We start from the raw sequence: 14,100 nt of genomic DNA on the forward strand, positions 1-14,100 counted from the left end.
GCGGAGATTGATTGACACCGGTTACCGCATCGATCGGACCAGTGGAAGATTGGGCTTCTTCTCCGGCGGTGCCGATGTCGGCAAGAAAGGGGATTCGGAATCCTGGATGCCGATGCCGTTCGGCGGCGGGACCCTGGATCCCGGGTACAAGGCACCGCTCACCGATCCGATCCTGTCGCCACTATATGGCGACCTGTCGCGCTTTCCCCCCCGGCGCTGCTGGTGAGCAGCACCCGCGACCTGGTGCTGAGCGCCACGTCGATCTTCGGCCGGGCGCTGTACGAGCAGGGCGTGGACGCCCGCCTGGTCGTGTTCGACGGGCTTCCCCATGCGTTCTGGACGTACATGCCGGACGTGCCCGAGACCGGTCAGGCGAACGCGCTGATGGCCAGGTTCCTGAAGGATCGCCTCGCGGCCCGCTGATCCGCACGGTCGATATCCGCGAGGCAGGGTGGGACGCTCCCTCAGTCGCCGATCGACCGGATGACCCTTGCCGGATTGCCGCCGACCAGCGTGTCGGGCGGGACATCCCTGGTGACGACGGAGCCTGCCGCAACGACGGAATTTTCGCCGATCGTTACGCCCCCGATGATCGTCACATTGGCTGCGATCCAGACGTTTCTTTCGATGGCGATCGGCTTTGCGATCACGGCCTCACGCCGCTGCGCAGGATCGACGGGATGGCCCGAAGTGATGAGGCTCACATTCGGCCCGATCATCACCTCATCGGCAATGTCGATCCCGCCAAGGTCGTACATGGTGCAATTCTGGTTGATGAACACGTTGCGCCCGACGCGGATATTCTCGCCGCCGGTGGTGAAGAAGGGCGGGATCAGCGAAAAGCTGTCGTCCACCCTGGTGCCGATCAGGTCGCTGAACATCGCCCGGATCTGGTCGGCATCGTCGAACGTCAGGCGGTTCAGGACCGGGGTGATCGCCATCGCGCGCCTGACGCTGGCAACCATGGCCGCCGATTCAGGCGTTCTGCGCGGAATGATCCTGATGCCGTCCTCTTTCGACATTCGTTTTCCCGGCGAAGGTGAGCAAGCTTGTCGGCACGAGAAAGCGGCGCCGATATCGCTGCGATTATAGCCGGGTTCCAGCGAAACTGCGGACGGGAAAAATCACGCCGACCCTTTTTTCACAGCTCGATGTCGAGCAGACGGACATATTGCTGGCCGCCGTGCATATCGCGCTCCAGCCGTCCGCCCTGGGGGGCCGGGCGGGGGTAGGAGAGCTTCACCACGCAGAGATCGGGCACGGTGAAACGCTTGATCAGGGCAGCGTCGACCTCGAAGACCTGACCGATCGCCTGGGTGCCGAGTTGGGGGGCGTCCGCATACAGATCGAACGCCGTGCGGTCGGCGAAGAACAGATCGAGCGTGATCCAGAAGGGGCCGGCATTTTTCGACCGGACGTGGCACACATCGCTGAGCTTAGGCATCGAGCAGGGCGTCCTTTTCGCTGAAGACGATCCGGACGCGCTGAAGCGGGTCATCGACGGCGATCACGTGGTTGAGCTTGAAATCATAGACCTGCCCACGTTCGGTCTCGGCGGGCGAAAACGGGAAGGCGTAGCTCGGCAGCTCCTGGTCCATGTCGAGCGGCATGTGGAAGAAGCCGGGGTTGCAGGTCTTGGCGATCTGCGTCGCGATCTCCTGCGTGTCCGCGGTCGCGACGAACAACAGGCCGATCTCGCGCGGGGGCGGCTCCGGCGCGCCGATGACGGTGCCCGAGACCGCGTTCCAGCCATAGGGGCGCAGCGAGATGTCGAAGGCGCCGGCATGCGGACCCATCGTCGCCTCGACCCGCGCCGTGAGGAAGGTGTGCATCTGCGCGACGAACCGGTCGATCTCGGCAAGCACGCCGCGGTCCTGGATGCCGACCAGCATGATCGTCTGGAACGGCCCGCCGGCAGCGCCTTCGAGCTTCATCGTATAGGGCCTGGGCAGGAAGCGCGATCCGGAGACACACACCACCCGGCCATCGACCGCGGCATAGGAGGATTCGCGCACGTCGAGCACGCCGCCGGGTTCGAGCAGCTCGAACGGATCGCTGTTCTCGTACAGCATGTGCGCCGAGACCGTGGCGGGCGTGCAGGCGTTGGTCGGGCTGAGCGGCTCGACCTCGAACGCGTCGCAGCCGACGCGGATCAGCACGCCGCCGTCGCGCGACGTGACGGTGCATTGCCCGCCGCACTCCGCCGTCTTGCCGGCATGCCAGGCCGGCCCGACGCCGGCGCCGAGCATGATCGGCACGGCGGCGATCACCGCGGTGTCGGTGGTGCGGCCGCCGAGCACGATGTCCGCGCCCAGTCGCAGTGCCTCGATATAGGGCTCGGGACCCATCAGCGCGACGATATGGTCGCATTCGGCGAAGAGTGTTGCGTCGGTGTCTTCCATCGGCGGGAGCGGGGTCACCCTGCCCTCCGCAGCGGCGCGAACCAGATCGGCGGGCCGTTGTTCGGAATACAGCGTCGCGATGCGAGGGTTGAGACCTTCCTCCAGCGCGATCTCGAGCGCGATGTCGCGCATCCAGTCGACCGCCATGTCGCAGCCCGAGGTGCCGCACGATCCGATCAGCAGCGGGATGCCTGCCGACGCCTGGGCGCGCATCAGGATCGCGAGATCGGTCTTGACCGAATCGCGCGCATATTTGGAGCGGCCGGTCGCGAGATAGGCCGGGCCGCTGTCGGTCGACCCGGCGTCGCAGGCAATGGCATGGGCACCGGCGGCGAGGCCGTGTTGCATGTCGCTCTCTCGCACGCCGGCTCCCACTGCGCCGGTCGGCACGATGACGTTGATCGTTCCAGTCAGTCGTTCAGTCATCGATACCTCAGAGAATGGCGCCGGTCGCGCAGGCAGTCGCGATCAGGACGAGGGTGAGCAGGCAGGCCCATTTGAGCGAGAAGCGCTGCAGCGCGCCGACATCGACGCCGAGCAGGCCGGAGGAGAAATAGAGCGCGGCGAGCAGCGGGCTGAGCGCGTGGATCGGCTGGGCCAGCAGCGAGGCACGGCCGATCTCGACCGCGGGGATGCCGTAATGCGCGGCCGTCTGGGCGATCACCGGGACGACGCCGAAATAATAGGCATCGTTGGAGAGCGCGAAGGTGAGCGGCGCGGCCATGAACGCCGTGATCGGGCCGAGCCAGGGGCCGAGCGCGGGCGGGATCGCGGTCATCGCGCCCTTGGCCATGGCGTCGACCATGCCGGTGCCGGCCAGCACGCCGGTGAAGACGCCGGCCGCGAGGATCAGGATCAGGATCGGCAGGGCGGTCGCGGCGTGCGCGGCGAGCCGATCGCGCTGGGCCTCGATGCGGGGATAGTTGAGCATCAGCGCGATCGACAGGCCGACCATGAACACCAAAGCCAGCGGCACGACATGCGAGACGGCGAGGCCGATGACGGCAATGGTCAGCGCCAGGTTGACCGGGAACAGGCGGGGGCGGCGCAGCGCCTCCCGTGCTTCGTCGATATCGGTGAGGCCAATGGCGGCGACGGAAAGGTCGCCGGCGGGCGCCTCGGCTCCGGCTGTATTCGATGCCAGCCGGTTGCGTTCGCCCCGGCCGAGATACCAGGCGATGCCGAAGGTGGCGAGGATGCCGGCGACCATGGCCGGGAGCAGCGGCACGAACAGATCGGCCACATCGACGCGAAGCGCGGCCGCGACCCGACCGGTCGGGCCGCCCCAAGGGGCGAGATTGATGACGGTGTTTGCGGACGCAAGGATGACGCCGAGCACCAGCGGGTTCATGCCGAGCCGGCGATAGACCGGCAGGAACGCCGTGATGGTGATGAGGGCGGTGGTCGCGCCGTCACCGTCGAGCGAGACGACGCACGCCATCATCGCAGTGCCGATCGCGACGCGCATCGGATCGTTACCGGCAAAGCGCAGGATACGCGTCACCAGCGGCTCGAACAGGCCGGCATCGATCATGATCGCGAAGAACAGCACCGCGAACAGCAGCAGCGCCGCAGTCGGCGCGAGCTTGGCGAGGCCCTCCACCGCCATCGGCCCGAGATCGGCGCCGTGCCCCGCAATGACCCCGAACACCAAAGGCACGAGGATCAGCGCGACCAGCGCCGACAGGCGCCGGGTCATGATCAGGACCATGAAGGTCGCGATCATCAGATAGCCGAGCAGCATCAGCACGTCGGAACAGCTCCCATGGCGGAGGAAGGATGCGGCATCAGAAGGCGGCGTTCAGCGTCACGCCGATCTGGCGCGGGGGGCCGTACTGGACGAACTGATAGCTTCCGCCATTGGTCTGCCAGATGCGATATTCCTTGTCGGTCAGGTTCTTGACCCAGAGCTGCGCCGACCAGCGATCGTTCGGATGATAGGTGATGCTCGCGTCCCACAAGGTCCGGGCGCGGCGATATTCCTTATAATCGTTGACGTTGTTGTCGAAGATGTCGCTCTGATAATCCATCACCACGCCGGCGCGGAGCCAGCCCCAGTCCGCCTTTGGCGTCTGCACCCCGACATCGGCGACCACGGCATGTTTGGGCGTGCGGCTGAGCCGGTTGCCGGCCGCGTCGACGAACACCGGATTGCCCGAGGCGTCGAACGCCGCCGTCTGGATGAAGCGCGTGAAATAGGGGTGGAGATAGGTGTAGCGCAGCGTCGCATCGAACCATTCGGCCGGCTGCGCGATGAATTCGGTTTCGATGCCCTTGATCGTCGCGTCGGCGGTGTCGACCGTCAGCCGCGTGGCGAGCGGCCCGCCGCTCGCGTCGGGCACGACCTTGATCGTCTGGAAATCCTGATAGTCCATCCTGAAGGCCGAGATGTTGGCGCGCAGGCGGCGATCGAACCAGTCGGTCTTCAGCCCGATCTCGTAATTGGTGACCTTTTCCGGCGCGGTCGGCACCATCGCCAGCGCCGCGGTGCCGGGCTGTTCCTGGAACGCGCCCGATTTGAAGCCGGTCGAGATCGTCGCGAAGGCGAAGATATGCTCGTTGGCGCGGAAGTCGACACCGGCGCGGTAGGTGAACACGCCCTTCTCGAACACGCCAGGCGTCGCCGAGATATCGTAGCTGACCACGGGCGCCGCCGGCGTGCCGCGGATGCGCGAGGCGCGGTAGACCTTCTTTTCCTGGGTGAAGCGGCCGCCGGCGAAGACGCGCAGGCCGAAACCGAACTTGTACTGCGCCTCCCCGAACACGGCATAGCTGTCGTTGCGCGATTCGCCGTTGAAGCGGTTGACGCTGGTCGCGACGACCTGCTGCTGAGTCTCGCGCTCACGGTAGATGGTGTCGTGATTGTAATAGAGGCCGGCGACCCAGCTCAGCGAGCCGGTGCCGAGCGACGACAGGCGTGATTCGGCCGAATAGGAATCCGCCTTTTCGAGGCCGATGATCTGGAGGCCGTCCGTGCCGAGATGATTGGCGAGATTGGTCGCGGCATTGGTGCCGTCGAGATCGTTGGAGAAGCTGTAATCGAGCGAGCGCCACGCGGCCGTGGTGGTCCAGCTGGCGAAGCCGAGTGCATCGGTCGTCAACTCGGCGCGCAGGCCGCCGGTCTGCGAACGGATGAAGCCGAGGCGATCCGGGTTGGCGATGCGCGGCTTGTCGTAATCGTCATAGCCATAAGGCGGCGTGGTGCGGAACGGCAGGACGATGACGTTGTAGCGCGAATTGTCCGAGAGATCCTGATTGGCGATGTCCGCCGACAGGAGCAGCGAGGTGCCCGCGCCGATATCGACCTTGGTCTGGAAACGGGCGCTGACCATGTTCTCGTCGTCGAGCGGGTGCCCGTCCTGCGTACGGCGATAGCCGTTGTTGGTCACCGCGCCGAGCACGAGCCGGGTCGAGATGCCGTCCGTCACCGGCAGGTTGAGCATGACATGGCCGTTGAGCTGGCCGTATTCGGCGATGGTGATCTGTGCGCTCGCCTCGGCCTCGCGCGACGGTTTCGCGGTGATGAAGTTGATCGCGCCGCCGACGACGTTCTTGCCCCAGAGCGTGCCCTGCGGCCCCTTGAGCACCTCGACCCGCTCCATGTCGTAGAAATCGATGCCGAGCATCGCGCCGCGCGCGAGATAGACGCCGTCGAGAAAGGCGACCGAGGAGGGATCGCCACCCGCGCCCTGATTGCTGCTGCCGATGCCGCGGAAAAAGGGGCGCGGCGCAGCGCGCGGATTGGCGTCGAAATTCACGCCCGGCGTCGCCTGGATCAGTCTGTCGATGTTGGTGATGCCCTTTTCCTGGAGCTGCGCGCCGGAAAAGGCCGTGACCGTGACGGGCGCGCTCTGCAGCGATTCCTCGCGGCGGCGGGCAGTGACGACGATGTCCTTGATGCCGGTCTCCGTCTCGGTGTTCGTGTCCGGGGCCTGCTCGGCCGTCCGGGCCGGATCGGCACTGGTCTGGGCATAGGCCGGCGCGGCCATGAGGGCGCCAAGGGCCGTTGCGGTGCGCCAAAGCGCGCGACGATCGATCATGTCCTTCTCCCCTTACCCCGGCATACGCGTGCCCGGGTTGTTGGCGCGGCGGCGTCTTCGCCATCCGCGATCAGGGGCATCTGCACCGGCGCGAGCCGCCATGCGTGTCACCAATGTTACACCGGCCGGGAATTAATTGCGTTAGGATGCGCAGCGACGACATCCGGGCAAAGGTCCGGGAAAGGGAGAGATGGACGAGCCGCCGAGCGCGCCCCGAGCGGGCGTCATCAACCGCGAGAACTGGATCGGCGAGCTGCCGCCGCATGTGCGCGAGGCGATGGAAGCGCGCATGACGCGGATCAGCGTGGCGCCGGGCCTGCCGGTCAAGCGCGCCGGCGAAGCGGCGACACGCATCTTCCAGGTGGAGAGCGGATTCCTGAGCCTGATCGGGCTGCATGTCGACGGGCGCGAGGCACTGATCACCATCTACGCCGCGGGCAATTGCTTCAGCGAGACGGCGGTGATCGCCCGGCGCAATCACAACCACACGACCATCGCACTGACGCCCGCGGTGCTGCGCCAGATCGAGCGCGACGATTTCTGGGAGCTGTATCATCGCTTCCCCGAGATCCCCGAGGCGCTGTGCCGCAAATTCGCGCAGGCGATCTCGCGGCAGATGGCGAGCCGGGAGCAGCGCGCGACTCAGCGGCTGGGGCAGCGCATCGCGACGATGTTCGCCAACCTGGCCGAGCATGCCGGCGAGCAGGATGGCGATGGCGGCACGCGCATCACGCTGCCGATCACCCATTCCAACATCGCCGATATCTTCGACGTGACGCGCCAGAGCGTCCACCGCGAGGTGAGTCATCTCAAGCAGTTGCAGATCGTCGAGAAGCGGCAGGGCGCTTGGGTGGTGCTCGATCATGATCGGTTGCGGCAGATCTGCACCTATTGACCGGCGTGCTGTCTGTGTGTACTACGCTACATAGTACACACAGACAGCGAGTCCTGCCTTGGCCCGAACTTCCCCCATCGCCATCGCTATCGTAACCGGCGACAGCCGGTCGATCAGCCGCCAGATCGTCGATGCGATCCGCATGCAGATCACGACCGGCGACCTGGCGCAGGGCGCTCAGGTGCCGAGCGTGCGCGGACTGGCGCAGCAGCTTGGCATCAACCCCAATACCGTGGCCAAGGCGTACACCACGCTGACGTCCGAGGGCTGGCTCGAATCGCGCCAGGGGCTCGGGCTGTTCGTCGCGGTGCGGCGGCAGCAGTTCAGCGCCGAGGAGCGCGAGCGGCGGTTCGACGATGCGCTCGGGCGGTTCGTCAATGAAGTGGTGGCGATCCAGTATCCGCATGATGTGGCGATCGCCCGGGTAGAGGATGCGCTCGACCTGCTGGCGCCGAGGAAGATCGCGTGACCGCGGCGCCGAGCGAGTTCGCGATCGAGACGCGGGGACTGACCCGGCGGCATGGGAAGAAGGTGGCGATCGATGGACTCGACCTCGCGCTGCCGCGCGGGGGCATCCATGCCGTGGTCGGGGCGAACGGCGCGGGCAAGTCGACGCTGTTCCGGTTGCTGCTGGGCTTCATCACGGCGGATTCGGGCGAGGCGTTCATCCTCGGTCGCGACAGCCGCGCGCTGACGCCGGAGGATCGCGGGCGGATCGGTTTCGTCAACGAAGAGCACACGCTGCCCGGCTGGATGACCGTCGCCGCCATCGCCGACATGCAGCGGCGCCACCACGGCACGCGCTGGGACGAACGCGCTTTCCATAACGTCATCGGCAGCTTCGACCTGCTGGCGCAGCAGCGCGTGTCGCAGCTCTCGCGCGGCGAGCGGGCGGGGCTCAACCTGGCCATGGCGCTGGGGCAGAATCCCGAGCTGCTGATCCTCGACGAGCCGACGCTCGGGCTCGACGTCGTCGCCAAGCGTCGCGTGCTCGACGCGCTGATCGACGGGGTCGCGGCGGAGGGGCGCACGATCCTTTATTGCTCGCACCAGATCGAGGAGGTCGAGCGGCTGGCCGACAATCTCGTCGTGCTTGAGCGCGGGCGCCTGCGCAATTTCTCGGCGCCCGACGATTTCTGCGAGCGCATCCGGCTGTGGGTAACCGACATCCCGTTCAAGGGCCCCGAGCCCGAGGGTGTGCCGGGACTGCTCCAGCATCGCCGGATCGACGGGGTGCATCATTATACCGTGATCGACCAGGGGGACGCGTTCGCCGACTATCTGCGCGGGCACGGCGCGAAGACCATCCAGAGCCAGGCGGTGCCGCTCGACCGCGCGGTCGACGCCTTCCTGACCCGCCATCATGCCGGCCCGACGGGCTGAGGAGCTTTCATGTTCGAACTGTTCAAGGCCGAGTGCCGCCGCTTCCGCTGGCTGGCGCTTGGCGCCGCCGCGCTGCACGCCGGGGTGCTACTGTTCTTCGACCGGGTGGTCGATGCGATCCAGCAGCCGCTGATGGTCTATCAGCTCGTCGCGGGCATCTATGCCGTGGCGGGCATCCTGTTCGGCCTGTATCAGGCGGGCACCTATCGGCGGACCAACCAGTGGATCATGCTGCTGCACCGGCCGATCGCGCCGGGGCGGATCCTGCTGGCAGTGGCGGGCGCTGGCGCCGCGATGCTGGCGGTGGCGGCGGCGCTGCCGGTGCTGGTGCTGCTGGCCAGCCACGGCGCGATCGGCGCGCGCTTCGTCGATGCGCGGCACTGGCTGTTGCCGGTCGCGGCGTTGCTGATTGCGCTGATCGGCTATCTTGCCGGGATCTATGCGATGCTCGGCCCGCGGCGCTACGCCTGGCTGGCGCTGGTGCCCGCCTTGCTGCCGACGATGAGCGCTGCCGCGGGATGGGGCGCGATTGCGGTGCAGGCGATGGTGGCGGCGGCGCTGGCGGCCTTGGTCGCGAGCGTGTTCAAGCCCGATCTGGAGGAGACGCCGCGTGGAGGCGCGCTGGCCGGGACGGCGCTGAGCGTGGCGATGGGCGCCTATATCGTGGCGGTGGTGGCGGGGGACATCGTCTTCCAGATCGTCTGGATCGCGACGGGCACGCATCCGCTGAACAGCGTGCCGCCCAGGGGCGGCGTGGTCGAGGCAGTGCGGGCAGAGGGTGGTCCGTTGATCGAGGCAGGGCTCGCCGGGCGACATGACCGGGAAGCCGATCTGTGGCGCGAGCAGGTGAAGCTGTCCGAAGTCTTCACCCTGCCGCCGCAGGCCGCACGGCTGCCGGCGCGAGGCGGGCTGACCAATGTCGTCCCGATCGAGTTCGACGACGCGCGGGCGGGGGTGCGCTGGACCTTCAGCCACGACGATATGCGTTTCCACGGCGTGCGGTTGGCGACGCTGGCGCGGGCCGGGGTGCTCGGCCTCGACGGCGGCGCGGCGTTCAGGACGCCGCCTTTGCCGGTCGCCGGCGGGCAGTTGATGGCGGCATCGCAGATTGCCGCCTTCAACGAGGATGACGGGCAGCTCCATACCCGCATCACCCTGCCCGCGACCGAGACGATCGCGAACGGGCCCACCAAGATGGGCGATGCGATCGGGCTGGTGAGCGACAAGGCGCTGCGGATTTATGACGTGCGGGTGCTCGACGAGGGCGACCGGCTGCATCCGGCGCTGGCGACGATCCCCCTGCCCGCGCCGATCGGCGGCATGTCGCGGATCGATGCGATCGAGCTGCTCGACGGCTATCTGATCTCCTTCACCTATGGGCATGGCGCGATCGACGGGCCGGGCCGGGCATGGCAGCAGATCGTGCGGGTCGACGGGGCGGGGCACCCGACACCGGTCGCCGAACGGACGCTCAACCCCGATTTCCCGGCGGTGTCGCGGTACGCCCCTTACTGGCTGTCGCTGCCGCTGAAGATCGTGCGCGACAAGGCCGAAGGGCTGTTCGGCCAGCATGAGCCGCTGGAGGTGCGCGTGCCGGTGGCGTTGCCGGCCGGGGTGATCGTGGGGATGGCGCTGCTGCATTTCCTTTCGGCCACGATCGCCTGGCTGCTGGCGCGGCGGCGAGGGCTGGCGGTGCGGGCGCAGGCGGTGTGGAGCGCGGCGACCTTGATCCTGGGGGTGCCGATGCTGGTTGCCTTCGCGCTGATCCGGCCCAAGCCGCAACGCTGAATTCTGGAGATGGACGATGACTGACACCTGGCGGCTGCGCCTCGTCGCGGCCGGGATGATGACGCTTGTTTGGGGTGGAGCGACACTCCTTGCTTCTTCCCCGGCGAAGGCCGGGGTCCAGTTGGGGGAGGCTCATGACAGCGCGAGGCGCCCATTTACTGCTGTCCCCCAACTGGGCCCCGGCCTTCGCCGGGGAAGGGAAGATATTGACGGGCTAAAATCTCAACTCGCCGCCGAACGCGCGCGGCCGGTGCCCACGCAAATCCCGCGTGACGCGTTTCTGGTCGAGCCGACGATCGGTGCGGCGACGATCGCGCCCGATGGCGGCCATGTCGCCTGGCTGCGCAAGGTCGGCGAGGAGACCAGCCTGTGGCTGAAACCGACCGGCGGCGCGGCGCGCAAGCTGCTGCGGCGCGCCGATGCCGACGACATCTTCTGGTCGCATGACGGGCGCTGGCTGTTCCTCGCGTCGAACCGCACGCTCCGGATGATCGCGGTGTCGGGCGATCTCGGGTCCGGGCTGGTGGCGCAGCTTGGCGGGTCGACCGGACTGAGCTTCGCCGGAGTCGATCCGTGGCGGCCAGCCGCCGCGATCCTGAAGGAAGAGCGGCGTATCGACGGGCAGCGCGACCCGATCGGCTATCGGCTATGGCGGGTCGAGCGCGGGGGCAAGCGTCGGCTGATCGCCTTTGGCCGCCGCGACCCCGTCGATTTCGCGATCGGCCCCGACGGCCATGCCGCCTTTGCCAAGGTCGTGGAGGGCGATCATCATGTCATCCTCGCGCGCCGCGCCGACGGACGGTACCGCATCCTCACCCGTTGCGTGCGGCTGGAGCGGTGCGACCTGGCCGGAACCACTGCCGATGGACGCGGCCTGTATCTCGCGAGCGATCTCGGCGGCGACCTGCGTGCGGTGATGATGATCGATGCGGATGGGCGCCGTACTTTGCTCCACCGCGATCCGGCGGGCGAGCGCGATCTCGATTCGCTGGCGATCGATCCGCGATCAGGCGCGCCCCTTATCGCCGGCTATCGCGGCGGCACACCTGCTGGCTACGGCCTGACCGACGACACGCGGCGCGCGCTGGCGTTGCTGGCGCAGCGCCTGCCCGGCGACGTCACCATCTCCCCGGCCTCAGGACAATGGCTGGTGCGCGAGCGCGGGTCGCGGTTGCAGGGCCTGCGCTGGTTCCTGTTCGATCCACGGACCGGGGGGCTGACCCTGGTGCTGGACGATCCGGGCAAGCGGCCGCGCGTGCCCGAAGCGGCGCTCGCCGCGACGTTTCCGGTCAGTTTTCCCGCGTCGGACGGCATGATGATCCACGGCCTGCTAACCGTGCCCGCCGGCCGCAACCTCGCGCAGGTGCCGCTGATCGCCGCCGTGCATGGCGGCCCATGGTCGCATGACGAGCCCGACTACAGCACGACCACGCAGCTTCTCGCCAATCGCGGCTATGCGGTGTTTCGCCCGCAATTCCGCGGATCGACGGGCTATGGCCGTGCTTACATGCTCAGCCCGCGTGGCGATTTCGGCGATGGCCGGGTTCAGCGCGATATCGAGGAAGGCGTGCGCTGGCTGCTCGCGCGCGGGATCGGCGATCCGAAACGGGTCGGCATCGTCGGCGCCTCGTTCGGCGGCTATTCGACACTGCAGGCGCTGTCGAACGGATCGGGCCTGTTCCGCGTCGGCGTCGCGATCGTGCCGCCGGCCGATTTCGGCTGGGTGTCGCGCCAGGTGGTCGATCGCGGGAACATCGCCAGCAGCGGCGGCATCGCCTTCGCCACGACCCTGCGCCTGCTTGGCCTCGACGCGCGCGACCCCGCCATTGCCCGGCGCCTGACCGCGCAATCGCCGTTCGCGCGGGTGGCGGCGATGCGCACGCCGCTGCTGATCATCGCCGCCGGCCGCGACGAGCGCGTGCCGATCCGCAGCGTGATCGACTATGCCGCGCGCCTCAGGCAGCTCGGCCGCGACGCCGACGTGATCGTCGCGCGCAAGCAGCCGCACGCGCCCGACGATCCGATGGCCCGGCGCGCCTATCTCTATTTCACGGAGGCGATGCTGGCGCGGCACCTCGGCGGCCCGGCCGCAACGCCAGCCGCCGAAGACCTGCGCCAATGGATCGGGACCAGCCTGGACGAGCATCCCGCACCCAAACCCCGGCGCCCCTCAATCGGGTGAGGTTTCGGCCGCCGGGTCGTCGACCCGGCGGAGCTCCCAGTGCGAGAGCCCCATCTTCCGCGCCTCGACCAGCATTGCTGCCATCGAGGTGCGCAAGGCAGCGAACTCTTCCTCCGTCCACAGGCGCGGGACAGCGTCACCCGCCCCCATCTTCGCCTGCTGGCTAGTGAGCGACACGGCTGACCGTTTTCATGTCACTGAAAAAGGCCGCGCGGCTCGGCCGCAGGTTGGACAATTCGAGCGGGCCGGGTTCGTCCCAGGCACCCTCGGGGCGGATCGTCACCATCGGATCGTCGCCGATGCCGATCGGGTTCTCGTCCGCTTCGCCGTCCAGCTCCATCTCGCGATATTCGACGTCGGCGAACTTGAACAAGGGACGCTCGGCCATTTCACGGAAGCCGAACATCGCCCAGAACGGCACCAGATCGAGCCGGGCATGACCGTAGAAGCGCTTGAACCCCTTGAGCCGCGCCAGCGCCAGCGCCTCGCGCACCAGCTTGAAGGCGAGCCGGCTGCGGCGATATTCGCGGCGCACCGCCAGCCGCTCGACCTTCACGAAATCGCCGAAATAGCGCATCCGGATGCACCCGGCCGGGTCGCCGTCGATGAAGCCGATCAGGTGAGTCGCGCAGAAATCATTGCCGTCGAACTCCTCCGAATAGAGGCAGAACTGCTCGCTGATATAGGTGGAGGAGCGCACGGCGAAGATCATCGCCATGTCCTCGAACGAGCGGACCGGTCGTACTTCGATCTTCGGGGCGGGCGGGCGGACCGCCATTGCCTTGCGGACGGGCGCCATCTCGCCTTCGGGCAGGACCACCAGCAGCCATTCGGGCGCGCCGGGATAGATCTGCGCGGCCTGCTGGAAACCCATATTGGTGTGAATCCGCATGGAATGCTCAGTGGATGCGCGCGAGAAGAGCGGGCAGCCGTCAGGGGTCAGCGACGAGAAGATCTGCGCCATCGCCGGCAGCGACCGCGCCAGAGTGCCGGGCGTCCACGCCATCCAGATATAGATGGCGGTCGGGATGTCGTTCTCCGCGACGATCCATTCCGGCTTCGGATTCTTGCCGTCGAAGCGTCCTCCGACCAGCAGCTTCGCCCCTTCGGCCGACAGCGGCAGATAGGCCAGCATCGCCGATTCGTTTCGTGCCCCCAGGCCTTCGATCATCCGGACGACGCCGGCATTCCGCTTGCGCATGCGCCGCACGGCCGACAGCGACGCGACCGGGAAGAGGCGCGATGCCTCGTCCAGAACTGAGACAATTTCCGCGTCTGTCGCTATCCGCGAAACGGGGGCGCTGCTGGCGCGCGCCAGCGTATGCTCGACCTTTTCGGAGAAGCGCAGGCGGCCAAAGCTGTCGCGATGGGGTGTTTGTAGCTCCGCTCGCATTTTCTTGCTCCCACTGT

15 protein-coding genes are annotated in these 14,100 nt (G+C 67.4%); 8 read left to right on the forward strand and 7 right to left on the reverse strand.

Annotated features, from left to right (window positions below; translation table 11 throughout):
* The first annotated feature begins 7 nt into the window (after window positions 1-7).
* Complete coding sequence (locus WC729_RS19240) at window positions 8-226, forward strand: hypothetical protein (RefSeq protein WP_372855777.1); 219 nt, start codon at window positions 8-10, stop codon at window positions 224-226.
* Window positions 223-423, forward strand: a complete 201-nt coding sequence (locus WC729_RS19245) for a hypothetical protein (protein WP_372855779.1) — start codon at window positions 223-225, stop codon at window positions 421-423. Before WC729_RS19240 ends, WC729_RS19245 begins: the two co-directional genes overlap by 4 nt.
* A 41-nt stretch (window positions 424-464) precedes the next feature.
* On the opposite strand, the gene WC729_RS19250 is transcribed toward WC729_RS19245, so the two are convergent.
* Entirely contained in the window at window positions 465-941 is a 477-nt protein-coding gene (locus WC729_RS19250) for a sugar O-acetyltransferase (protein WP_372855781.1), read from the reverse strand.
* Here WC729_RS19250 and WC729_RS19255 point away from each other — a divergent pair.
* Window positions 931-1,092: a hypothetical protein gene (locus WC729_RS19255; RefSeq protein ID WP_372855783.1), complete on the forward strand. Its 162-nt coding sequence runs from the start codon at window positions 931-933 to the stop codon at window positions 1,090-1,092. The genes WC729_RS19250 and WC729_RS19255 overlap by 11 nt on opposite strands.
* A gap of 49 nt (window positions 1,093-1,141) precedes the next feature.
* Here the strand turns inward: WC729_RS19255 and WC729_RS19260 are convergent, their stop codons facing one another.
* From WC729_RS19260 to WC729_RS19275, 4 genes are read right to left on the reverse strand one after another with little or no spacing between them, the layout of a single operon-like run.
* On the reverse strand, window positions 1,142-1,444 hold the full coding sequence (locus WC729_RS19260; protein ID WP_372855785.1) for a DUF4387 domain-containing protein: 303 nt from the start codon (window positions 1,442-1,444) through the stop codon (window positions 1,142-1,144).
* Window positions 1,437-2,828 carry an acyclic terpene utilization AtuA family protein gene (locus WC729_RS19265; RefSeq protein WP_372855787.1) on the reverse strand — a complete coding sequence of 464 codons (1,392 nt, stop codon included), beginning with the start codon at window positions 2,826-2,828 and terminating at the stop codon, window positions 1,437-1,439. Before WC729_RS19265 ends, WC729_RS19260 begins: the two co-directional genes overlap by 8 nt.
* A gap of 7 nt (window positions 2,829-2,835) precedes the next feature.
* Window positions 2,836-4,146, reverse strand: coding sequence for a CitMHS family transporter (locus WC729_RS19270; protein ID WP_372856631.1), 1,311 nt, complete (start codon window positions 4,144-4,146; stop codon window positions 2,836-2,838).
* A gap of 43 nt (window positions 4,147-4,189) precedes the next feature.
* Window positions 4,190-6,442, reverse strand: coding sequence for a TonB-dependent receptor (locus WC729_RS19275; RefSeq protein ID WP_372855789.1), 2,253 nt, complete (start codon window positions 6,440-6,442; stop codon window positions 4,190-4,192).
* A 190-nt stretch (window positions 6,443-6,632) separates the two neighbouring features.
* Between WC729_RS19275 and WC729_RS19280 the strand changes: the two genes are divergently transcribed.
* From WC729_RS19280 to WC729_RS19300, 5 genes are all read left to right on the forward strand, one after another.
* The gene (locus WC729_RS19280; RefSeq protein WP_372855791.1) at window positions 6,633-7,337 is read left to right on the forward strand and encodes a Crp/Fnr family transcriptional regulator; all 705 of its coding nucleotides are present in this window, start codon (window positions 6,633-6,635) and stop codon (window positions 7,335-7,337) included.
* Between the two features lie 58 nt (window positions 7,338-7,395).
* Complete coding sequence (locus tag WC729_RS19285) at window positions 7,396-7,806, forward strand: GntR family transcriptional regulator (RefSeq protein WP_372855793.1); 411 nt, start codon at window positions 7,396-7,398, stop codon at window positions 7,804-7,806.
* Window positions 7,803-8,720: an ABC transporter ATP-binding protein gene (locus tag WC729_RS19290; protein ID WP_372855795.1), complete on the forward strand. Its 918-nt coding sequence runs from the start codon at window positions 7,803-7,805 to the stop codon at window positions 8,718-8,720. The genes WC729_RS19285 and WC729_RS19290 overlap by 4 nt, the downstream gene beginning before the upstream one ends.
* Window positions 8,721-8,729: 9 nt before the next feature.
* The gene (locus WC729_RS19295; RefSeq protein ID WP_372855797.1) at window positions 8,730-10,508 is read left to right on the forward strand and encodes a TMEM254 family protein; all 1,779 of its coding nucleotides are present in this window, start codon (window positions 8,730-8,732) and stop codon (window positions 10,506-10,508) included.
* A 250-nt stretch (window positions 10,509-10,758) separates the two neighbouring features.
* Complete coding sequence (locus tag WC729_RS19300) at window positions 10,759-12,690, forward strand: prolyl oligopeptidase family serine peptidase (protein ID WP_372855799.1); 1,932 nt, start codon at window positions 10,759-10,761, stop codon at window positions 12,688-12,690.
* Here the strand turns inward: WC729_RS19300 and WC729_RS19305 are convergent.
* Complete coding sequence (locus tag WC729_RS19305) at window positions 12,679-12,867, reverse strand: hypothetical protein (RefSeq protein ID WP_372855801.1); 189 nt, start codon at window positions 12,865-12,867, stop codon at window positions 12,679-12,681. The genes WC729_RS19300 and WC729_RS19305 overlap by 12 nt on opposite strands.
* Window positions 12,854-14,083: a GNAT family N-acetyltransferase gene (locus WC729_RS19310; RefSeq protein ID WP_372855803.1), complete on the reverse strand. Its 1,230-nt coding sequence runs from the start codon at window positions 14,081-14,083 to the stop codon at window positions 12,854-12,856. Before WC729_RS19310 ends, WC729_RS19305 begins: the two co-directional genes overlap by 14 nt.
* Window positions 14,084-14,100: the final 17 nt, after the last annotated feature.

Source organism: Sphingomonas sp., from assembly GCF_041661825.1.
Lineage (GTDB): Bacteria > Pseudomonadota > Alphaproteobacteria > Sphingomonadales > Sphingomonadaceae > Sphingomonas.